The sequence below is a fragment of the Streptomyces sp. NPDC059009 genome (assembly GCF_042740175.1).
In the GTDB taxonomy this organism is placed as follows: domain Bacteria; phylum Actinomycetota; class Actinomycetes; order Streptomycetales; family Streptomycetaceae; genus Streptomyces.
In genome coordinates, this window is sequence record NZ_JBHYJB010000036.1 from 20,521 (window position 1) to 42,624 (window position 22,104).

The following is a 22,104-nucleotide window of genomic DNA, read 5'->3' on the forward strand; positions in this document are numbered from 1 at the left end:
GTGGTTCTGGCATCGCCCATCACGCTCGGGAACGCATCATCCGATCGGTTGATGGGGGTGACGACCTCGCGGCTCGGGCCCCTGGTCCTAGGACCAGGAGACGAGTGCGCGCGGGGCGAAACTCGGTGGGCACTGTCAGTGGCGATCCGTACGCTCACTCGTGATGCCGACAACTGATGCACCTACCAAGGAATCCGCCGGGGAACCCGCCGAGGACAGGTCCGCCGTCCGCACTCTGCTGCGCCTGTGGCCCTATGTCCGCCCGGTGCGAACTCGCGTGTTCACGGCGGCATGTGTCGCGGTCGCCGCCTCCTGCACGGGCCTGGTCTTCCCGCTCGTGCTGAAGTGGATGGTGGACGGCCCGGTGACCGACCGGGATCCGCGCGGGGTGTGGCTCGGGGCGCTGCTCCTGCTCGTCCTCGGGATCGCGGAGGCGCTGCTCTTCGGGCTGCGGCGGTGGCTGGTCGCGCGGCCGCTCGCGCACGTGGAGGCGCGGATGCGGGCGGACCTGTACGAGCATCTGCAGCGCCTCCCGGTCGCCTTCCACGACCGCTGGGCGTCGGGCCAGCTGCTGTCCCGGGGCACCACGGACCTGATGCTGCTGCGCATGTTCCTGGCCTTCCCCATGACGTTCCTGCTGGTCAACGGGGTGACGATCGTGGTCGGCATGGTCATCCTGCTGGCCCAGGACTTCACGCTCGGGCTGGTGCTGCTCGCGCCCGTGGTGCCGATGGTGCTCTTCCTCGCGTACACGGAGGGGAAGTACGCGACGGTGGCGCGGCGGGCGCAGGACCAGGTCGGCGATCTGACGACGGTCGTCGAGGAGAGCGTGCTCGGCATCCGCATCATCAAGGGCTTCGGCCGCCACCGCAGCCAGGCGCACGCCTTCCGGGAGCTCTCGCACACGCTGCGCGGCACGGAGCTGGGCAAGGCGCGGCTGCTCGCGGGGATCTGGGCGGTCATCGTGACGCTGCCGGAGATCGCGATCGGCGCGGCCCTGGTGCTCGGCACGCTCCGGGTGTCGGACGGGGACCTGTCGGCGGGCACCCTGGTCGCCTTCCTCTCGACGGCGCTCGCGCTGCGCTGGCCGGTGGAGTCGATCGGGTTCCTGCTCGCGATGAGCCAGGAGGCGGCGACGGCGACGCAGCGGTACTTCGAAGTGCTGGACGCGGAGCGGGAGTTGGAGACGGGGTCGGGATCGGAGTCGGAGCCCGGGTCGGAGCCGGGGTCGGGGTCGGCTCCGGAGTCGAGTGCGGCCGGTGGTGGCGGGCTGCGCTTCGACGGCGTCGAGTTCCGCTACCCGGACGCGCCCGCCGACGAGCCGCCTGTCCTCTCCGGGGTGGACCTGCACATACGCCCCGGCGAGACCATGGCCCTGGTCGGGGCGACGGGCAGCGGCAAGACGACGCTCACGGCGCTCGTGCCGCGGCTGCACGAGGTGAGCGGCGGCCGGATCACCCTGGACGGCGCGGACATCGCCGCGATGGACCGGGAACACCTGCGCACCCTGGTGGCGGTGGCCTTCGAGGAGCCCACGCTGTTCTCCGCGACGGTCGGCGAGAACGTGCTGATGGGTGCCGACGAGAGCGCGGGCGACGAGGAGTTGGGGCGGGCGCTCGCGGTGGCGCAGGCCGACTTCGCGCACGCCCTGCCGCAGGGCACCGGGACCCAGGTGGGCGAGCAGGGCCTGAGCCTCTCCGGCGGCCAGCGCCAGCGCCTCGCCCTGGCCCGCGCGGTCGTGGGGCGCCCCCGCTTCCTGGTTCTGGACGACCCGCTGTCCGCGCTCGACGTACACACGGAGGCGCTCGTGGAGGAGGCGCTCAGACGGGTCCTCGCGGACACGACGGCCCTGGTCGTGGCGCACCGCCCGTCCACGGTCCTGCTCGCGGACCGGGTGGCCCTGCTGTCCGGAGGCCGCGTCACCGCCGTGGGCACGCACCAGCAACTGCTGCGGGAGAACGCGGAGTACGCGTGGCTGATGTCGGGGGCGGACTCCCCGGCGCAGGGGGCAGCGGAGGAGCCGTCGTACGAAGGGGAGGGCAGCACCCGATGACCGCATCGACACCGTCTTCGCTGACCGCAGGAGACGCAGGGAACAGAGGGGACACGGGGAGCAGGGGGGACACGGGGAGCAGAGGGGACACGGGCGACCTCAACGATGAACCGGAGGGCACCCAGCCCCCCGTACCGCCCAAGTCCCCTTCGCCAAAGGGTGGTTCATCACCGGCCGCCCCCGGCGGCCCCGGCGGACCCGGCGGCCCCGGCGACGGCGACCCCTTCGACCGCGACGCCCTCCCCGCCCCGCCCGGCGCCACCCGCGCCCTGCTGCGGTCGCTGCTCGCGCCGCTGCGCGGGCGGGTCGTGGTGACCACCGTCCTGTTGCTGCTGCAGCAGGCCGCCGTGCAGGCCGGGCCGATGCTCGTCGCGTACGCCATCGACCGGGGCGTGCCCGCCGTGCGGGCCGACGACTACGGCCCGCTGATCGCCGTGGCGCTCGGGTACCTGCTGTGCGCGGGGCTCTCCGGCGCGCTGCAGTACGCCTTCATCGCGGCGTCCGCGCGCGTGAACCAGGACGTGCTGCTCGATCTGCGCGGGCGGATCTTCCGGCACGCGCAGGCCCTCAGCGTCGACTTCCACGAGCGCTACACCTCGGGGCGGCTCATCTCCCGGTCCACCACGGACGTGGAGTCGCTGCGCGAGCTGCTCAGCGAAGGGCTGCAGGAACTCGTCACGGTCATCCTGTCGTTCGTCTACATCTCCGTGCTGCTGCTCTGGCTGGACCTCGGGCTCGGTGCGGTCGCCGTCCTCTCCTTCCTGCCGCTGTATCTGCTGATCCGCCGCTACCAGCGGCGCGCGGGCGCCCTCTTCCGCACCCGGTCCACCGCGATCGCCGCGGTCATCGTGAAGTTCGCGGAGACGATGAACGGCATCCGTCCGGTACGGGCCTTCCGGCGCGAGCGCGCCAACGACGCCCGGTTCGCGGAGCTCAACCACCGCCACGAGCGCACCAACGGCAGCGCGATGCTGGAGATGGCCCAGTACGTGGTCGGCTCGCGGCTCGTCGCCAACACCGCCGTCGCGGGCATCGTGCTGTGGGGCGCCTACCGCGTCGCGGAGGGCACCCTCGCGCTCGGCGTGCTCGCCGCCGCCGTGCTGTATCTGCGGCGTCTGTACGACCCGATCGACCGGCTCGGGATGTTCCTCAACTCCTATCAGTCGGCGGCCGCTTCACTGGAGAAGATCGCCGGGCTGCTCGCCCAGGCACCGTCGGTCCCCGAGCCCCCGGAGGACGCCCGGCGCCCGCTGCCCGCGCGCGCCCCGGAGCACCCCGGCCGCGAAGTCGCCTTCGAGGGCGTCCGGTTCGGCTACCGCACCGGCGGCGAGATCCTGCCGCGCTTCGACCTGACGATCCCGGCCGGGCAGACCGTCGCCGTCGTGGGCTCCACCGGCGCCGGCAAGTCCACCCTCGCCAAGCTCCTCGCCCGCTTCTACGACCCCTCCGGGGGCGTCGTGCGCCTGGACGGCGTCGACCTGCGCGAGCTCGCCACCGCCGAGCTGCGGCGCGGCGTCGTCATGGTGACCCAGGAGGCGTTCCTGTTCTCCGGCACGGTCGCGGAGAACATCGCGATCGGCCGCCCGGACGCCTCCCGCGAGGAGATCGAGCGGGCCGCGAAGGCCATCGGCGCCCACGACTTCATCGCCGCGCTGCCGGACGGGTACGACACCGACGTACGCAAGCGGGGCGGGCGCGTCTCGGCCGGGCAGCGGCAGCTGGTGGCGTTCGCACGCGCACTGCTCGCCGACCCGGCGGTGCTCATCCTCGACGAGGCGACCAGTTCGCTGGACATCCCCGGCGAGCGTGCGGTGCAGCGCGCGATGCACACGGTCCTGAAGGGACGTACGGCTGTCGTCATCGCCCACCGGCTCTCCACCGTGGAGATCGCCGACCGGGTCCTGGTGATGGAGCACGGCCGCGTCGTGGAGGACGGGCCGCCGGAGCAACTCATCGCGGGGACCGGCCGGTTCGCCCGGCTGCACCGGGCGTGGCGGGAGAGCGTGGTGGGCTGAGCCACTGATCACTACAGTCAACTGATCACTACAGTCAACATCCTTATCCGTAGCGGCGATTGAGGAGACCATGACCGAGACAGTCGTCCCGGAGGCGTACCAGGGATACCCGGGGGTCGCCTTCGGCGGCTATGTCGCGGGGCTGCTCGCGGGGCGTTCCGCGGCGCGGACGGTACGGGTGGACTTCCGCGCCGTCACCCCCGTCGGCATCCCCGTCGAGCTGGCCGAAGTGCCGGGCGGGGGCGCCCGGTTGCTCGACAAGGAGGGCGCCACCCTCGCCACCGCGACGCCCGCCGCCGATCTGTCGGGGCCGGTTCCGGACGTGCCGTCGTGGGCGGAGGCGGTGGCCGCGGCGGAGGAGTACCGCGCCCACCCGCCGACGGGGCTCGTCGACGAGCAGCTGGACTGCTTCGGCTGCGGCCTCGACCGAACTCCGGACCGGGGCCTGCGCCAGCACTGCTCGCTCGTGCCGGGCCGCGGGCTGGTCGCGACGGCGTGGACGCCGCACCCCGTGTTCGCGGACGGGAACGGGGAGTTGACGACCGAGGTGCTCTGGGCGGCGCTCGACTGCCCGAGCGCCTGGGCGGGCGTGCTCGCCGGACGCCTCGGCAAGGGCGCGGTGACGGCGGCGCTCACCGCGACGGCGCTGCGGCCCGTCACCACGGGCGAGGGCCACATCACCTTCGCCTGGCCCGTCGCCCACAGCGGCCGCAAGCACACGACGGGGGTCGCGATCGCCACGGCGGCGGGCGAACTGTGCGTGGTGGGCGAGGCGTTGTGGGTGGAGCCGCGCTCGTAGGAGAACCTTCGAGGAGCCTTCGGAGATCCTTCGGGGAGCCCTCGCGGGAGCCATGGCGGGAGCCTTCGCGGGAGCTGGAGGGCCGGGTCCGGGTCGGGGCCCGGTCGCTACGGTGCGCCCGAGGACCCGGACCGTGCTCCGCATACCGAACGCAACTTCCCGGCCATCGAACTATTTCCAGCCAACTCTTCACGCTCCCCTGACAGCGCGCGTGCGCCAGTGCCACTCTTCCCCTCGCCGGTCGCACGGCTTTCAACCTCGTGTGATCCCGTGTCCGGCGTCAGCACTGCGTACCGCCCTGTTCTGCGTACTGCCTTGCAATGCCCGGACGGTCACCCGCCGCCCGGTCGCCCTGGCCGCGCAACCCCGCGGCCGCGCAGAAGGAGCCCGTGTTGAAAAACACCTCCCACAGACGCACGCCCCTCGGCCGCGCCACCGCTCTCGGCGCCCTCACCGCCACCGCCGCCCTGCTCGGCATGGCCGTCCAGACCGGAGCCGCCTCGGCGGACGCCGGGAAGGCCGCCACCGCCCAGACCACCAAGGGCTCCAAGGTCAACCCCGGCGCACTCCCCGTGAAGCTCACCCCGGCCCAGCGCGCCGAGCTGCTGCGTGACGCCGACGCCCCCGCGGCCAAGGCCGCGGTCGCCAGGCAGCTGGGCCTCGGCGCCAAGGAGAAGCTGACCGTCAAGGACGTCCTCAAGGACCGCGACGGCACCCTCCACACCCGCTACGAGCGCACCTATGACGGCATGCCCGTCCTCGGCGGCGACCTGGTGGTGGACACCGCCAAGTCCGGGAAGACCGAGGGCGTGACGCGGGCGGCGAAGGCGCAGCTGAAGGGCATCGACACCAGCGCGGAGGTCAGGGCCGCCACCGCCGAGAAGCAGGCGCTCGGCGCCGCCAAGGCCGAGGGGTCGAAGAAGACCGTGGCCGACCGGGCGCCGCGCAAGGTCGTGTGGCTCGTCGACAACAAGCCCACGCTCGCGTACGAGACGGTGGTCGGCGGGCTCCAGGACGACGGCACCCCCAACGAGCTGCACGTGGTGACGGACGCCGCGACGGGCAAGAAGCTCCGCCAGTGGCAGGCCATCGACAACGCCGGCACGGGCAACACGATGTACAGCGGCCAGGTCCAGCTCGGCACCGCCCAGTCCGGGTCCACCTACAGCCTGACCGACACGGGCCGCGGCAACCACAAGACGTACAACCTCAACCACGGCACCTCGGGGACCGGCACCCTGTTCTCGAACTCGACCAACGTGTTCGGCAACGGCACCAACTCCGACGCGGCGACGGCCGGCGCCGACGCCCACTACGGCGCGGCGGAGACCTGGGACTACTACAAGAACGTGCACGGGCGCAGCGGCATCCGCGGCGACGGCGTCGGCGCGTACTCCCGGGTCCACTACGGCAACAACTACGTCAACGCCTTCTGGTCCGACAGCTGCTTCTGCATGACGTACGGCGACGGCTCGGGCAACGCGAAGCCGCTGACCGCGATCGACGTCGCGGGCCACGAGATGACGCACGGCGTCACCGCGGCCACCGGCAACATGCAGTACAGCGGTGAGCCGGGCGGTCTGAACGAGGCGACGTCCGACATCTTCGGCACCACCGTCGAGTTCTACGCCAACAACGCCTCGGACAAGGGCGATTACCTCATCGGCGAGAAGATCGACATCCGCGGCAACGGCACCCCGCTGCGCTACATGGACAAGCCGAGCAAGGACGGCTCGTCCAAGGACGCCTGGTACTCGGGCATCGGCGGCATCGACGTGCACTACTCGTCGGGCCCCGCGAACCACTTCTTCTACCTCCTGAGCGAGGGCAGCGGACCCAAGGACATCAACGGCGTCCACTACGACTCGCCGACCTCCGACGGCCTGCCGGTGACCGGCATCGGCCGCGACAAGGCGGAGAAGATCTGGTTCAAGGCGCTCACCACGAAGTTCACCTCGACCACCAACTACGCGGCGGCGCGCACCGGAACGCTCGCGGCGGCCGGTGAGCTGTACGGCACCACGAGCGCCGAGTACAAGGCCGTGGCCCACGCGTGGGCGGGCGTCAACGTCGGCACCCGGCCGGGCGGCGGCGAGGGCGGCACCTCGTTCGAGAACACCGCGGACGTGGCGATTCCCGACAACGGCGCCGCGGTCACGTCCTCGATCAACGTGACGGGCCGCACCGGCAACGCGCCGAACAACCTCAAGGTCGCGGTCGACATCGTGCACACCTGGCGCGGCGACCTGGTCGTCGACCTGGTGGGCCCGTCCGGCAAGTCGTACCGCCTGAAGAGCTTCAGCTCCGGCGACTCGGCGGACAACATCAACGAGACCTACACGGTCGACGCCTCGACCGAAACGGCCAACGGCACCTGGAAGTTGAAGGTCCAGGACCAGGCGGCTCAGGACACCGGCTACATCAATGGCTGGAAAGTAACCTTCCCCTGATCGTCCCCTGATCTGAGTCCCTGACAGAACGCGCGCCGTCCCGGGTGGTCAACTCCCCGGGGCGGCGCGTTTTTTCACGACCTGTTCGCATTGCGTACGTGGACCATCGGCCAGCGGACGATTTCCAGCCAACATGAGCCAGGGTCCTGACATGTGCCTGACTCGAATGACACTCTTCCCTCGCACAGCACAGAAGTACACATGTACGTCCGTTCACCCGCACAGCATCTTTCATGCCCGGGTAGTCCCCCATGCCACCCGGGCCCCCCACAGAAGGAGCCTGCGTGACCCCCCACAAGTTCAGCAAGAAGCGCTCAACTCTCGTGATAGCCACCGCTGTTGCGGCCGGAGCGCTGCTGACCGCCGGTCTGACCACCGGCGCCTCCGCACAGCCCACCTCGGCGTCCGCCCTCGGCGCCCAGCCCACGACGCTGTCGGCGTCGGCGCGCGCGAACCTGCTCCAGGACGCTCACTCCCAGGCCGCCGCCACCGCCACGAAGATCGGCCTGGGCAGCAAGGAGAAGCTGGTCGTCAAGGACGTCGTGAAGGACCGCGACGGGGCGACCCACACCCGCTACGAGCGCACCTACGAGGGCCTGCCGGTCCTCGGCGGCGACCTCATCGTGCACAAGTCGAAGAGCGGCTCCGTCAAGGGCGTCACCAAGGCGGCCAAGGCCACCATCAAGGTCGCCTCGACGTCCGCGAAGGTCACCCCGAAGGCGGCCGCGAAGTCCGCCGAGTCGCGCGCGGCGGCGGTCAAGACGAAGAAGACCGACGCGCAGCAGCCCCGCAAGGTGGTCTGGGCGGCGAACAACAAGCCGACCCTGGCCTGGGAGACGATCGTCACGGGCGTCCAGAAGGACGGCACGCCCTCCAAGCTCCACGTCATCTCGGACGCCACGACCGGCAAGAAGCTCTTCCAGTACGAGGGCATCGAGACCGGCACCGGTAACAGCCAGTACAGCGGCAAGGTCGAGGTCGGCTCGAAGAAGGGCTCCAGCGGCTTCGACCTCACCGACGACGAGCGCGGCGGCCACTCCACGTACAACCTGGAGAACGGCGAGGGCGAAGGCAAGATCTTCACCGACGACGACGACACGTGGGGCAACGGCAAGCCGGACGACCCGCAGACCGCCGGCGTCGACGCCGCCTACGGCGCGCAGGTCACGTGGGACTACTACAAGAACGTGCACGGCCGCTCCGGCATCAAGGGCGACGGCAAGGGCGCGACCTCGCGCGTCCACTACGGCCAGAACTACGTCAACGCCTTCTGGGACGACAGCTGCTTCTGCATGACGTACGGCGACGGCGAGGGCAACAAGAAGCCGCTCACCTCGATCGACGTCGCGGGCCACGAGATGTCGCACGGCGTCACCTCGGCCACCGGCAACATGGAGTACAGCGGCGAGTCCGGCGGCCTGAACGAGGCCACGTCCGACATCTTCGGCACGTCGGTCGAGTTCAACGCCAAGAACGCCGAGGACATCGGCGACTACCTCATCGGCGAAGAGATCGACATCAACGGCGACGGCAGCCCGCTCCGCTACATGGACAAGCCCTCGAAGGACGGCCAGTCCCTGGACAACTGGAGCTCGGACGCCGGCAACGTGGACGTCCACTACTCCTCCGGCATCGCCAACCACTTCTTCTACCTCCTCTCGGAGGGCAGCGGCGCCAAGGAGATCAACGGCGTCAAGTACGACTCCCCCACGGCCGACGGCTCCAAGGTCGAGGGCATCGGCCGCGACAAGGCCGAGAAGATCTGGTTCAAGGCCCTGACGACGTACTTCACGACGACCACGCAGTACAAGGACGCGCGTGAGGGCACCGTGAAGGCGGCGACGGACCTGTACGGCGCGGACTCGGCGGAGGTCAAGGCGGTCGAGGCGGCGTGGACGGGCGTCGCGGTCAAGTAAGTTCTTGCAACTGGCTTTCCTGACGGGCTAGTTGCTCGCGCTCCACCTCAACGGGCGGCACCCGGAGGTTCCTTCCTCCCTCTGGGTGCCGCTTTGGTGTGGGGCGAGGCCCGCCGGATCGTCGAGGTTCAGTGGTCGTCGTTCGGCAGGGTCCAGACCGGGGAGCTCTTGGGAGGCGCCGGGCGTGGTTGCCAGCCTGCGAGATCCTCGCCCTTCCTCCCCGACGGCATCGGTCGGGCGTCGTCGCTAGGCTCGAAGTAGAGCCCGTACGCCCAGAATTCCGGCATCTCATGGCCCATGAGGTCTCCCTCCTGGATCTCCTCATCAGCGCCATACATTGCGTTGATCCGCGCGACGGCTTCCGCCCGCGACACACCGAAGCGCTCCACGAGCACATTCACCATATCCCGAAAATAGTCCAGCATTTCCTCATCGAGCTGTGCAAGAAATTCTTCGGTCATCAGTGTCCAGAATCTGTGATGCGGTGGATGGAAGTGGCCCCTGGCCTCAGGAGCTTGGCCCATGCCTTCGATGGAACGAGCGGTTGAACAAATCCGCCGCGCGGTCCGAGTAGATGGCTACCTGGTGTCCCGAGAATACGGGCGGCTTGTTACCGAACGCGAACCCTCTCACGTTCCTCAGCATCGGACCCTCGACCAGATCGTAGCCGTGCATGGCACCTTCGTTTCGATGATGCTTGATGAAAGAGGCAAGTTCGTCACTCGGGCCATTGAAAATCTTGCCGTTCAAGCTGTCCAGTTCACTCTTCGGAACCCTGAAGTGCAGAATCGCGGGGACGTCATTCTTCTGCTTGGCCAGCCTGTTGGCCCATTCGAGGGCCTGCTTGGGGTCGTTGGTCACATAGAACCCACCCTTACCGAAGTCCATGGCGCGATTACTGGCTGCAAGATTGATCCCATCGCCCACGATGCTGTCCGCAGCCTTGCCGAAGGTGCCGTGGTAGAGATCCACCATGCATGGCGCCTTGAGCCCCAGTGGGTCCTTCCACTGCAGCGGGTTCTTCACATACGCGTAGTGGTTGGACGAAGGTGTCCGCCCCAGCGGGTCCGGGCTCAGGTAGCGGGCCGTGCCTGGTTCGTAGTAGCGATGGTGGTTGTAGTGGAGACCAGTTTCAGCGTCGTAGTACTGGCCGGGAAAGCGCAGCAGGCAGTCGACTGATCCAACTCTGGACCCTGGTCCGCGGGTTGGCACGCCCCAGAGGGTGGAGTTCCGTGACCAGACGATGCCCCCCTGTGTGTCCAACAGTTCTGTCGGGGTACCGATGAGGTCAGTGACAATCGCGTAGAAGCGTTCGTCGATCTCTTCCTGCGAAGCGCCCGCCGCGGAGGTGAGCCTGCGCACTCGCTGACTGACGGGAAAGTCCCCGTTGTCATCCCAGTCCCACGTGGTGCTGGTGGACCCGTCAGTCTGCTCGGCAAGCCGGTCGCCGTCCCAGAAGAAGGACACCTGCTCAAGGACCCTCGCGTCGTCCTCGTCTAGCAGTTGTTTGGCCACACGTCGGCCGAGCGGGTCGTACACGTAGTGCCAGTGCTGTCCGTTCGGCGTCCGGACGTCGGTGAGCTGATCCTCGGCGTTCCAGATGTAGCGCCACTCTTGGCGGCCACCGGACAGCAGCTTGGTGACTCGGCGCACGACGCGGCCCTGGCCGTCATGACGGTAGAAGGTGCGACCTGCGCGGTCGATGAGCGTACCGGTGTACGAGAGTTCAGCAGCGGCGCCCAACCCTGTCGTCTCGTCCGCCTCGCGTACCGGCATCGACGTCTCGTAGCGGGTGAGGTTACCGAGCACGTCGTACTCGTAGGTCTCATCCCCAGCACCGCTGTGTGTGGCCGTGATTCGCCCGGCCTGGTCGAGGGCGAAGGACCGCTCCCCGTGTCCGGACTCCGTGATCGAGGTGAGCGCACCGTCGGTGCGGTGCTGATAGGCGCGCTCACGCAGCGGCGCGCCGTCAGCCGCGGAGAGCCGCTGGGTGGCGCGCAGACGTTCGCCGTCCCATGTATGTGTCAGGCGTGCCGCATCCCCAAGAAGGCGTTCTATCTCGCGGCCCGCGATGTCATAGCGGAAGGCGACGTCGTGTTCCCCCACGTGCTGGGTGAGGGAGCGGTCTGCCACGTCGTAGGTCCAGTCGGTGACCGCGCCGCTCGGGGTGCGGCGTGTGGTGCGGCGGCCGGTGGGGTCGTAGGCAGAGCGGACCTCGTGGCCGTTCCAGCGCTCGGCAAGGACGCGGCCTGCCGCATCGTGTTCGATGCCGAGCTCGACCTCTGCGTTGCGTGCCCCAACGAGCCGGCCCAGTACATCGTGGGCGTAGTGGGTGACGACCCCGTCGGCGTCCATCGTGACGATGTTGCCGAGTGCGTCATAGCGGAAGGCAGTGACCTGTCCGGCGCCATTGACTCGTTCGACGAGCTGTCCTGCCGCGTCGTAGCGGTAGGTCAGTGTGCGCCCGTTGAAGTCGGTTTCGGCGAGGATGCGACCGACAGAGTCGTACTCGTAACTCCACTGCTGTCCGGCCGCGTTGGTGACGTGACGCAGCCGCAATTCGGTGTCGTAGGTGAATTCCTCGTGCGTGCCGTCCTCGCTCGTGCGCACCGCGCAGAGATCGAAATGAGTGTTCTCGTAGGAGGTGCGACGTCCATCCGATGAGCGATACTCCAGCGGGTTGCCCTCGGCATCGTAGGACCAGTGCTCGCTGGTGCCGTTGGGCAACTCGCGCCAGGCAAGCTGCCCCTCCACGGTCCAGCCCACTCGCGTGATCTGTCCGAAGGGATCGGCGAGTTGGGTGATCCGACCGAAGGCGTCACGTACGAGCGACGTGCCGTCCCCCAGCGGGCCCTGGGTGGCTACGACGAGTCCGGCAGCGTCGTTGGAGATCCTCTGCTGCACCTGCCCGAGCGCGTCCGTGATCGAGGTGAGGGCACCGTGCTGGTCGACGGTGAAAGAAGTCCGCGCGCCCAGCGGGTCGACGACGGCGATACGGTTGCCCCGCTCGTCATAGGTCGACTCCCAGGAACTGCCGTCCGGCTGCGTGACCTTGGTGACCTGGTACTGGTCGTTGTACTCACGAGTGATGACTCCCTCGTCGGGCCGAACGACCTCGATGACGTTGCCCGCGCCGTCGTGTCGGAAGTGCGTGGTCCGTCCGAGCGGGTCGATCAGGGCGGTGAGCCGACCGCGGTCGTCCCACTCGCGCGTGAAGGTGTGACCGAGTGGGTCAGTCTCGCTCAGCGGCCGGTACGCCTCATCGAAGCGGTAAGTGAGGGCGTGGCCGAGCGAGTCGGTGGCGACCGTGGTGCCCGCGTCCTCGTCGTACGCGTACGTGTAGGCCAGCACTCCGTCCATGGAGCCGGTGCCGCCGGTGCGCACGCAGCGGTCGACGTCGTCGTAGGCGTACTGGTACCAGTCGCCGTGGCGGCTCTGCCAGCCGGTGATCCGCTGACGGTCGTCGTACCTGTAGCTCTGGGGAACGCCGGACGAGTCGACGACCCCGGTGAGACGCCCCTGCTCGTCGTACTCGTAAGTGACCAGAAGGGGCTGTTCAGGCGCGCTCAGCAGAGTGAGGGCGGTGACCTGCTCGCCGTCGGTGGTGACACCGATGCGGTAGCCGCCGTGGTGGACCAGCTCCATGGGAGAGCCGTCGCTCGCGTACCGGATGCCGATGGTGTTGCCGTTACGGTCGGCCACCTCGACCAGGGACAGTTCGGCGGTACGCGCTCCGGGGACGGGCGCGAAGCGAAGCGTGGTGCCGTCCTCAGGCTGCTGGATCTCCATCTCACCGCTAGGTGAACCATCCCAGTGCAGCGGCCAGTTGGGGCCGACGATCGGGCCCTGTGGTTCGCCGGCCTCGGGGACCGCGTAGTACAGCACGGTCCCGTCGGCGGCGACGAAACGGAGTCCGTCGTCACCGATCAGCAGCCGCTGGTCGAGCGTAGACACCCAGTCCGAGCCGAAGCGGCGCCCCGCCCGGACGCCCGTGCGGTGGCTGCGCTCCAGGACGAGAGGCAGTACGCCCGGCAGGGAGAGGTCAGCGATGGACATGACCATCTGGCCGGTGGCCATGTCGATGGGGTCGCCACAGGTGAAGAGGTCCTGCATCTTCCGGCCCAGGCCCTGCATGCGCTTGCCCATGCCCTTGACACCCATGGCCATGCCCTTGAGGCCGACCTTGCTGAACCCCTTGATCCCCTTGGCCAGACCGCGGAGGGACGTCAGCCCCTTCATGCCGGGTATGCAGTCCAGGGCGGCGAAGCCCACGTCCCAGAGCGATGCTTGTCCGTTGGCGTATTTGTTGAGGGTGTCGGCCAGGACGACGAGGGCGGCGACCAGCACGATCGCGCCGAGGATCGGCCCACCAATGATCATGGCGACGATGCCGAGGACGGCGACGACGACCTTGCAGACGGCGACGATGGTGTCCCAGTTGTCGGAGACCCAGTCGCCGACCTCCTCCCACCACTTGCGGTTGTGGATGCCCGCGTCGGAGGCTTCGTCGATCTTCTTCTTCGCCGTGCCCGCGGCGTCCTCGCGCATCTTGCGGGCGTCTTCCGCCATCTTCTTCGCGGCGTCCAGGGCGCTTTGAGCGTTGGAGACGTCGGTCTTGGCGTCGGACTGGGCCTTTTCGGCGGCATGCGCGTTGCGGGTGGCGGCCTTGACCTTGTCCTCGTCCGGCTTGGGGACATCCTTGCCGCCGGAGCCCCCGCCGTCCTTGTCCTTGTACTTGTCGGCTTCCTTGCCCGCCCGGTCCACCCACGAGTCCGCCGAGGACAGCTTCGACTTGGCGCTGCTCAAGTCCCCTTGGGCCTCGCGCCCCTTGGCGAGCGCCTTGTCCGCCAGGGCCTGGGCGCGCTCCAGCTTCGGCCAGTAGTCCGCGAGCGCGTCACCGGCCATCTCGTAGCTCTTCTTGAGCTTCTTCAGCTTGCCCGGAGCATCCTCGAACTCGGCGGTGAAGGAGTCCGCCGTCTTCCCCGCCCAGGTCAGGATCGCGTCATCGCCCGCCATCCCCTTGATGTCACGGAGCACATCCGACACGTCATCCGCGAAATCGTGGAGATTCTTGGCCAGCTTGCGAACTCGCTGGGGATCGCCCGGAGTCGGATCCTTGTCCAGGTCGAGTATGTGCCAGTCAGCCGGACGGTGCGACACCGAAACATTCCCCCGTTAAGTCGTTTACATACGTTCCGAGACGCACCAGGAGCTCATCTGGCAGCGTCCGTTCACCGGTTGACGGCCTGGGCTTCCTTCACTGTTACGTCCTGCACGAAGGTGGACAGTCCATCCGGCAGTGCCGGCTGCTGCGGTGCGCCGTCAGGGTCGGCGGAGTCGGTCCACGTGACCTTCCACGTGATCTGGGCCTGCAGCGGATACGTGCCGTCGGCCGAAGACTCCTGATACGCGATGTTGCAGTCGGACTTCGAAGTGTCGACCTGGTAGCCGGACTTGGACTTGTTCAGGTCGTAGATGCACGTCCTGGGGTCCGCGTCATCCGTGCCCGCGTCCACCCGAAGGGCAACCGGGGTCGCGACGGTCGTGGCAGCGAGGTTGACGCCGAAGTGGTTGAAGCTGGCCGTGACCCAGATCCGCTGGAGTGGCGCATCGAACTTCACGCGCGTTCCCAACTTCACGAATTGCCTGTCAGCGGCCGGGCGTAGCGTCACGGGGGGTGCGGGGAGCTTCGTCTCGGCGTACGCAAGGCCCGCCAGCGCCTTCGGGGAAATGGCGTCTGCCGGTTGGGGGTTGCCCTTCTTCACCCACTGGATTCCCGGGATCGTAGTGCAGTGGTCAAGGTCACCCGGCTGCAGCTTTCCCGACCTCAGCTGCTCCACGGCATAGGTTCGGTACCACCAGGCGCCCTCGTCTCCCTCGTGGAAGTCCTTACCCTTGTCCCAGCCGGGCAGCGTCTTTCCGGTTCCCGGGTCAATGGGAGCAGTCTTCTTCGTCTCTTCCTTGTACTGCTTGGGGGTGAATTTCGGCTGGGTCCAGCAGACCGGAGGCTCCCAGGAGGAGTCGGTCGGCTCGATGTAGCTCGTCCCCTTCTCTTCCTTCAGGTTCGTCGCGTACTTGACTTGGGCAGCGACAGCTCCGCCGCCCGATTCGCCGCCTTGTTCTGTGCCTTCCTCAGGCAGTTGCGGATTCCCGTCCCCGGCGAACGCCACCGGCGTGGAGAGCACGCATGCCAAGGCAGCCATGCACGCAATGGTGAGGGATCGGCGAGATGTCATCACTACTGGCATTCCCTCGCGCTGGACTGGCCGCCGAGGGACTGGAGTTGCCACACTCCGCCGGGGGACTTCCTCATGACCACGTTGTACAACGTGTAGTCCTTGGAGGAGGGAGTGGTGGACTCGACCTTCTTGGTCTTGATGTCCTTGGGGAAGGCTTTCGTCTGGTCTTCGCAGTACGAGACGTAGGCGAGATCCGACGTGTGCTGGGTGACCTTCCGGTCGTAGTAGCGATAGGTTCCCGCGATGGTCTTGCCGCGCTTCTTCGAGTCCTTTACCTGCTGCGCGTAGAACTTCTTCGCTTGACCGGTGAAGTAGACATTGAGGTACTTGGAATGTGGGTCGAGGTCCACGAACAGCCGCTGACGTGCCATCAGAACCTCTGCCTGACCGGCCAGGATCTCGTCCTTGCCCTTGTCTCCGGTCTTGGCCGCCGCGATGTCCACCTTGATGTCATCCGGGAGACCGAAGTCACGGACCTTGGTCGATGCGGTGGGTGACGGGACGGAGCTCGTCGGGCTGGAGCTTTTGTCCTTGTCGGCGCCCTTGATGTCATCATCCGAATCTGAGCCGCCGCCGCAGGCGGTCAGGAGCAGTGTCGTGGCCGCGACGATCGCGGTAGCAATGGGCGTGGTGCGGCGGTTCACAGTCGGCTCCCGGTGGGGCGAGGGGTGTCTCCAACGCGCCGACGTTACCTGTGGGGTTGCCCAATTCGCCAGCGGTGTTTTCGGTGCAATCCCACCCATTCCAGCCAAACCCCGTCGCCTCAGTTCGGGACACCCGCCACGGCTGCCGCCCTCACATAGGTGGGAAGCCGGTCACCTCAGCGAGGCGTGCACATTGCAGACGTGACGAGGTAACCCCGCCGCAACGGGAGATATCCCCCTCGGCCCTGCCCCGCCTGCGGGGGCAGGGCCGAGGGGGCGAGACCCAAGCAGTGGTGCGGCCTCGCCGCCTGATATGACCAGACCGCCAGCCTGCCCATGACCACTACCGACTCATTCCGTCCTCAGCTCGCGGCTTCCGGCTCGGTTCCTCGCGATGTTCCGCGTCTTCCTGGTGTTGGCCGACTCGGCGAGCAGGGCGAGTACCGCCGGCGACGTCGACACCTCGGCGAGGAAGCGCTGCATCCAGTTCGTGGCCTCCGCCAATTCTGCGGGGGTGGGCACGTGACCGTCCTTGACGGACAGGTAGAGCAGCCAGTCGTGGATGCGGCAGTGGATGAATGTGCGGTTGCCCTCCGCCTTGAGGTGGTCGATCTCCGGCAGTAGTCCGGCCGACCACTGCCGGAACTCGGCAGGGCCGGTCGCCTTCATCGCGATCTCGTCCACGAGGGCGACCACCACCGTCTTGGCCCCCATCTCGTCGGGGTCGCGCAGGATCGTGGCCACGATCGCGCGGTCCCGGTCACGGCTTTTCGAGGCGGCGGTCACCGAGACGACGCGTAGGTACGCGGACGTCCGGGCGTGGTCGTCCGCGACGGTTTCGTCGATGTCCACGTCGAGGATGCCGGCCTCCGCCAGCAACTCGGTCACATCAGAGTGCAACGTCATCGCTTCGTCCCTTCCCGCAGGGTTCTTGGCCGCCTCGACGGACTCCTGTGGGGCGAGGGCATCTGGCGCGGTGGACTGTACGTGAGGGGCCATGGTTTCACGGTGGCGAATTCCTGGCGGGAGCGGGCGTCAACGCGACCGTCGCACAGACGGCCAGGCATCCCAACTCTCCCTGTCTCCCGCTATGTTGGCCCAGTTCATGCCGACCACGGGGGTTCACACATGTCCACGCCCGAGCACGCTGATCCGCACTCCGGTCCGCACTCCGGTCCCCACACCGAGACCATCGAGATCGTCCGTGCCAACGAGTCGCACCTACCGGCCGTCGTCGCCCTCGCCGAAGAGCGGCGGCTCGACTCCAGTGACCCGGAGAACGCGGGCCGCGACGGCTTCCTCGTGTCCGACTACACCGTCGACGACTACCGTGCGCGGCTCACCACGGCGGAGCACTTCTGGGTGGCGGTGAAGGGGTCGGAGGTCCTCGGCTACTTGATGGCTTACAGCGATGAGCGCATCGAGCCCGAGGAGTGGCTCAACCACCGCATCAAGACGACGTTGGGCGACTTCCTCGTCATCAAGCAGATCTGCGTCTCGCGTGCGGCGGCCCGTGGCGGGGTCGCCTCCCGCCTCTACTACCACGTCCTTGAGCAGTGGTCGGAGAGTCCGGTGATCGCGGCCGTCGTGTGCGAGCCGTTCAATGAAGCGTCTACGAAGTTCCATCGCAAGCTGGGCTTCGACGAGTTGACCCGGCTGACGCCGCCGGACGGGAAGCAGCGGATGGTGTGGGTGTGGCGGCGGCCGCGCGAGGCGCTGCTCCAGGCTCAGTACGCGGTCGCCATAGACCTCTACAAGCATGAGGACGCCACCAACTGGCACAAGCTCAACAACTTCTTCTACATCACGGTGGGTCTGGCCGCGTCGCTCGGATTCGTGCTCGGGAATGGCGACCAGACGTCGACGTCGTCGGCGGCATCGGCATCGGCATCGACGTCCATGGACGGTGTCGCACGTAACCTCGCCCTCGTCATCTGTGTCATCGGCATGGCGTCCGCGGCCGCCTTCTCCCAGATGCTGCGGTTCGGACGCCGCTACCTCAACGCCCGCAAGCAGGCAGCCTCGGAGCTGGAGGAGTATCTCGCCTGGCACGGTGGGCAGCGCATCGTCGCCCGTGAGGCGGAGGTCGAGGGCAACGGGTGGCTCAAGCAGTCCCCCACGGGGCTCATCATGGTGCTGCTGCCCGCGCTGATCGCCGTGTGCTGGGCGGTGATGCTCGTGGTGATCGCCGTCAGTTGAGCCTTTCGTCCCGCCTCCCCCCTGACGCACCTCGGCTTCCGCCTAGAGTCCCCGCACCTCAGGCACCTGGCTCGGAACTCCCCACGTCACCACCCGCCTCAGCCCTCGCCTGAACCTCTCCCAGTCCTCCTCCGGTACGTCGAAGGTGATCTCCAGCGTCTCGGACAGGCCCAGCGTGCTCGCCGCCCTCGGGGAGAGGCGGAACTGCGCCGGGCTCTGGGAGAGGTCGATCGACAGGACTCCCCCGTATGCGGTCGCGCCCGCGCCCGTCGTCACGCAGTAGCTGTTGTTGAAGAGGTCCGCCTCAGGTGCCTGAGACGTCTCAGGTGTCTCCTCCGCCGGGGCCTCCCAGGGGTCCTCTGCGAACAAGTCCCGCTGGAAGAACACGGCGATCCCCGAGCCGTCCTCGTTCTCGGAGAACCCGGCCTCCAGCACCTCGTCGTCTTCGTCCTCTGCCATGCCGACGGCTCGGACCGTGAGCCTCATCTCGTCTCCCCCGTGAACGCGGTGACCGTTCCCCCACCGTCGTCGTACTCCGCGAAGTCCCCGAACACCGGGATCACCACTCCCTCGCTCACGTCCGCGCCGCAGAAGTACCGGGGGCCCGGAGCCGAGGAGTACAGGTGGTCGAGGTCCTGGAGCGCGTCCGCCGTCGCGCAGACGATGCCGGGCTCTCGCCACGCGTACATGAGGAACACGAAGTCGTGGCGCCCGGCCGGGAGTGTACGGAAGTCCGTGAGGAACCGGGACCAGTCGTCGTCTCCCTCCGGGAGATCCGGTGTCTCCGCCTCCGGTAGCTCCCTCGTCGTGTGCGGGACCTCGCTCCACCGCACACGACTCGTCGTCCAGGGAAATCGGCACAAGAAGTCGTTGAACGCCTCGGAAGTCTCCCGTTCGAGGATCCAGTGCTCGCGACCCGACAGCCACCCGCGGACGTGTTCCCGTTCCGTATGCACGGCTCCATCGTCGTACACGCCCTCGCAACGCCCTCAGCGGCTCCACGAACTCACCGCATCAACACCCCACCCCCCTCCCCCATCCCCTCATCCGAAGCCACCGCCACCAGCCCCAGCTCGGCCCCGCCCGACAGCAGCCGGTGCGACGGGAGGATGCGGACCGTGTAGCCGAAGGGGCCCGTGTGGTCCAGGGCCAGGGGGCCCTCGTACCGCAGGCGGCCCTCCTCGTCGGGGCCCGCGGTGGGTTTCAGGGGGACCGCCACCGCATCCGTGATGTGGTCCTCCGCGTCGACCCGGCCCGCGATCACCTGGACCTCCACGTCATCGGGCGTGAGAGCGCCGAGCCGGACGCGGACGCGCAGCGTGAGGGCCGCGCCGAGTTCGGCCGTCGCACCGACCGCCGTGCCCTCCACATGGTCCACCCCCACCCGCGGCCACCCCTCCCGCACCCGCGCCTTCCACGCCGCCAGCTCCCCCGCCGACACGGCGTCCAGCGTCCGATGCGCCCGCGCCGCCGGGACGTACAGCTGCTCCACGTACTCCCGCACCATCCGTCCCGCAAGCACCTTCGGACCGAGGCGCGTCAGTGTCCGTCGCACCATCTCGATCCAGCGGTCCGGGAGGCCCTCCGCCCCCCGCTCGTAGAAGCGGGGAGCGATCCGCTGCTCCAGCAGGTCGTACAGCGCGCCCGCCTCCAAGTCGTCCCGCCGCACGTCATCCGTCGCCGCCCCGTCCGCCGTCGGGATCGCCCAGCCGAAGTCCGGCTCGAACCACTCGTCCCACCAGCCGTCCAGGACCGACAAGTTGAGGCAGCCGTTGAGCGCCGCCTTCATGCCGGACGTTCCGCATGCCTCCAAGGGGCGCAGGGGGTTGTTCAGCCAGACGTCGCAGCCCGGGTACAGGGCTTGGGCCATCGCCATTCCGTAGTCCGGCAGGAACACGATGCGGTGGCGTACGCGCGGGTCGTCCGTGAAGCGGACCAGGTCCTGGATGAGGCGTTTGCCGCCGTCGTCGGCCGGGTGCGCCTTGCCCGCCACCACGATCTGGATCGGGCGCTCCGGGTGCAGCAGCAGCTCCATCAGGCGGTCCGGGTCGCGCAGCATCAGCGTCAGGCGCTTGTACGAAGGGACTCGCCTCGCGAAACCCACGGTCAGCACATCGGGGTCCAGGGCCTCCTCCACCCAGCCCAGCTCCGCCGTCGCCGCGCCCCGCCCCCGCCACGACTCCCGCAGTCGCCGCCGGGCCTCCGCCACCAACTGCCCGCGCAGCGCCCGCCGCAGCTCCCAGATGTCCGCGTCGTCGATGTCGGCGACCGCGTCCCAGCGGCCGTCGCCGCCGCCCACCGTCAGCGCCGTCTCGGTGCGCCGCTCGCCGATGACGCGCGCGCCGAGGCGGAAGACCTCCGGCGCCACCCACGTCGGGGCGTGCACGCCGTTCGTGATGGACGTGATGGGCGCCTCGTCCGCGTCGAAGCCCGGCCACAGTCCCGCGAACATGTCCCGGCTCACCTTGCCGTGCAGAGTCGAGACGCCATTCGCCTGCCTCCCCAGGCGCAGGCCCATCACCGCCATGTTGAAGACGTTGGGGTCGCCGCCCGGGTACGTCTCCATGCCGAGGCGGAGGATCCGGGCCACGTCGATGAGGGGCAGCTCGGCGTCGGGGCCGAAGTGGTGGGCGACCAGCTCGCGGTCGAAGCGGTCGATCCCGGCGGGGACGGGGGTGTGGGTCGTGAAGACCGTGCCGGCGCGCACCGCCTCCAGGGACCCGTCGAAGTCCCGCCTCTGCGCGGTCAGTTCGTGGATGCGCTCCAGACCCAGGAAGCCCGCATGGCCCTCGTTGGTGTGGAACACCTCCGGCTCGGGGTGGCCCGTCAGACGGCAGTACGTGCGGACCGCGCGCACCCCGCCGATGCCCAGCAGCATCTCCTGGAGCAGGCGGTGTTCGCTGCCGCCCCCGTACAGCCGGTCGGTCACGTCGCGCTCGCCGACGTCGTTGTCCTCGATGTCCGAGTCGAGCATGAGCAGGGGGACCCTGCCCACCTGCGCCTGCCAGACCCGCGCCCGCAGCAGCCGCCCGCCGGGCAGGGCCAGGCCGACCTGGGCCGGGGTGCCGTCCGTCTCCCGCAGCAAGGACAGGGGCAGCTCGTTCGGGTCGAGCACGGGATAGTGCTCCTGCTGCCAGCCGTCGCGCGAGAGCGACTGGCGGAAGTAGCCGTGGCGGTAGAGGAGTCCCACGCCGATCAGCGGAACGCCGAGGTCGCTCGCCGCCTTCAGGTGGTCCCCCGCCAAGATGCCGAGGCCGCCCGAGTACTGCGGGAGAGCGGCCGTGACACCGAACTCGGGCGAGAAGTAGGCGATGGCGCGCGGGAGTTCGCGTCCGGCCGCCCCCGCATCGGTCTGCTCCTGGTACCAGCGGGCCCCGCTCACGTAGGAACGCAGGTCCTCGCCGACCTCCGCCAGGCGCCCCAAGAATGCCTCGTCCCCGGCGAGTTCGGCGAGCCGCTCCGGCGCCACCCCGCCCAGCAGCCGCACGGGGTCGCCGCCCGAGGCCGCCCACAACGCCGGGTCCACGGATTCGAAGAGGTCACGGGTCGCGGGATGCCAGGACCAGCGCAGGTTGCGCGCCAACTCGGCCAGCTCGCCGAGGGGTTGGGGAAGGACGGGTCGTACGGTGAACCGACGGATCGCTTTCACGGTTGCCACCTTCATGGGTCGCGTCATGGAGCGAGGCGGGCGGACGGCCATGCGGACGGGCGGTGTACGCCACGAACCACGACGGTAGCGGTCGGACCGTACGGTCAACTACAGGGCACTGACGGCCTGTTGAGGTGCAG

Annotated in this window: 14 protein-coding genes; 6 read left to right on the forward strand and 8 right to left on the reverse strand. The window is 68.6% G+C overall.

What is annotated here, in order from left to right:
- Positions 1 to 163 precede the first annotated feature (163 nt).
- The 5 genes from ACFWYM_RS31115 to ACFWYM_RS31135 all read left to right on the forward strand — a co-directional run bounded on the left by ACFWYM_RS31115 (position 164) and on the right by ACFWYM_RS31135 (position 9,233).
- Positions 164 to 2,053, forward strand: a complete 1,890-nt coding sequence (locus tag ACFWYM_RS31115) for an ABC transporter ATP-binding protein (RefSeq protein ID WP_384844784.1) — start codon at positions 164 to 166, stop codon at positions 2,051 to 2,053.
- The gene (locus ACFWYM_RS31120) at positions 2,050 to 4,068 is read left to right on the forward strand and encodes an ABC transporter ATP-binding protein (RefSeq protein ID WP_384844787.1); all 2,019 of its coding nucleotides are present in this window, start codon (positions 2,050 to 2,052) and stop codon (positions 4,066 to 4,068) included. The genes ACFWYM_RS31115 and ACFWYM_RS31120 overlap by 4 nt, the downstream gene beginning before the upstream one ends.
- A 70-nt stretch (positions 4,069 to 4,138) precedes the next feature.
- The gene (locus ACFWYM_RS31125; protein WP_384844790.1) at positions 4,139 to 4,867 is read left to right on the forward strand and encodes a hypothetical protein; all 729 of its coding nucleotides are present in this window, start codon (positions 4,139 to 4,141) and stop codon (positions 4,865 to 4,867) included.
- A 389-nt stretch (positions 4,868 to 5,256) separates the two neighbouring features.
- Positions 5,257 to 7,317 (forward strand): M4 family metallopeptidase, encoded by a 2,061-nt coding sequence (locus ACFWYM_RS31130; RefSeq protein WP_384844793.1) that lies wholly within the window; start codon positions 5,257 to 5,259, stop codon positions 7,315 to 7,317.
- Positions 7,318 to 7,568: 251 nt separating this feature from the next.
- On the forward strand, positions 7,569 to 9,233 hold the full coding sequence (locus ACFWYM_RS31135; RefSeq protein WP_384844796.1) for a M4 family metallopeptidase: 1,665 nt from the start codon (positions 7,569 to 7,571) through the stop codon (positions 9,231 to 9,233).
- Between the two features lie 128 nt (positions 9,234 to 9,361).
- Here ACFWYM_RS31135 and ACFWYM_RS31140 read toward each other — a convergent pair whose 3' ends face one another.
- From ACFWYM_RS31140 to ACFWYM_RS31160, 5 genes are all read right to left on the reverse strand, one after another.
- Complete coding sequence (locus ACFWYM_RS31140) at positions 9,362 to 9,694, reverse strand: hypothetical protein (protein ID WP_384844799.1); 333 nt, start codon at positions 9,692 to 9,694, stop codon at positions 9,362 to 9,364.
- A gap of 46 nt (positions 9,695 to 9,740) precedes the next feature.
- Positions 9,741 to 14,393, reverse strand: a complete 4,653-nt coding sequence (locus ACFWYM_RS31145; protein WP_384844802.1) for an RHS repeat-associated core domain-containing protein — start codon at positions 14,391 to 14,393, stop codon at positions 9,741 to 9,743.
- A gap of 71 nt (positions 14,394 to 14,464) precedes the next feature.
- Complete coding sequence (locus tag ACFWYM_RS31150) at positions 14,465 to 15,436, reverse strand: hypothetical protein (protein ID WP_384844805.1); 972 nt, start codon at positions 15,434 to 15,436, stop codon at positions 14,465 to 14,467.
- 35 nt (positions 15,437 to 15,471) lie between these two features.
- Positions 15,472 to 16,116 (reverse strand): hypothetical protein, encoded by a 645-nt coding sequence (locus ACFWYM_RS31155; protein ID WP_384844808.1) that lies wholly within the window; start codon positions 16,114 to 16,116, stop codon positions 15,472 to 15,474.
- A gap of 351 nt (positions 16,117 to 16,467) precedes the next feature.
- Complete coding sequence (locus tag ACFWYM_RS31160) at positions 16,468 to 17,022, reverse strand: hypothetical protein (protein ID WP_384844811.1); 555 nt, start codon at positions 17,020 to 17,022, stop codon at positions 16,468 to 16,470.
- Between the two features lie 222 nt (positions 17,023 to 17,244).
- On the opposite strand from ACFWYM_RS31160, the gene ACFWYM_RS31165 reads away from it, so the two are divergent.
- A complete protein-coding gene (locus ACFWYM_RS31165) occupies positions 17,245 to 18,315 on the forward strand; it encodes a GNAT family N-acetyltransferase (RefSeq protein ID WP_384844814.1) in 1,071 nt (356 codons plus the stop codon).
- A gap of 42 nt (positions 18,316 to 18,357) precedes the next feature.
- Here the strand turns inward: ACFWYM_RS31165 and ACFWYM_RS31170 are convergent, their stop codons facing one another.
- Genes ACFWYM_RS31170 through glgP form a run of 3 tightly spaced genes read right to left on the reverse strand, consistent with a single transcriptional unit; the run spans position 18,358 to position 21,964 of the window.
- Positions 18,358 to 18,801, reverse strand: a complete 444-nt coding sequence (locus tag ACFWYM_RS31170) for a hypothetical protein (protein WP_384844817.1) — start codon at positions 18,799 to 18,801, stop codon at positions 18,358 to 18,360.
- Positions 18,798 to 19,271 (reverse strand): hypothetical protein, encoded by a 474-nt coding sequence (locus tag ACFWYM_RS31175; protein WP_384844820.1) that lies wholly within the window; start codon positions 19,269 to 19,271, stop codon positions 18,798 to 18,800. Before ACFWYM_RS31175 ends, ACFWYM_RS31170 begins: the two co-directional genes overlap by 4 nt.
- 50 nt (positions 19,272 to 19,321) lie before the next feature.
- The gene (gene glgP / locus ACFWYM_RS31180; protein WP_384844823.1) at positions 19,322 to 21,964 is read right to left on the reverse strand and encodes an alpha-glucan family phosphorylase; all 2,643 of its coding nucleotides are present in this window, start codon (positions 21,962 to 21,964) and stop codon (positions 19,322 to 19,324) included.
- Positions 21,965 to 22,104 lie beyond the last annotated feature (140 nt).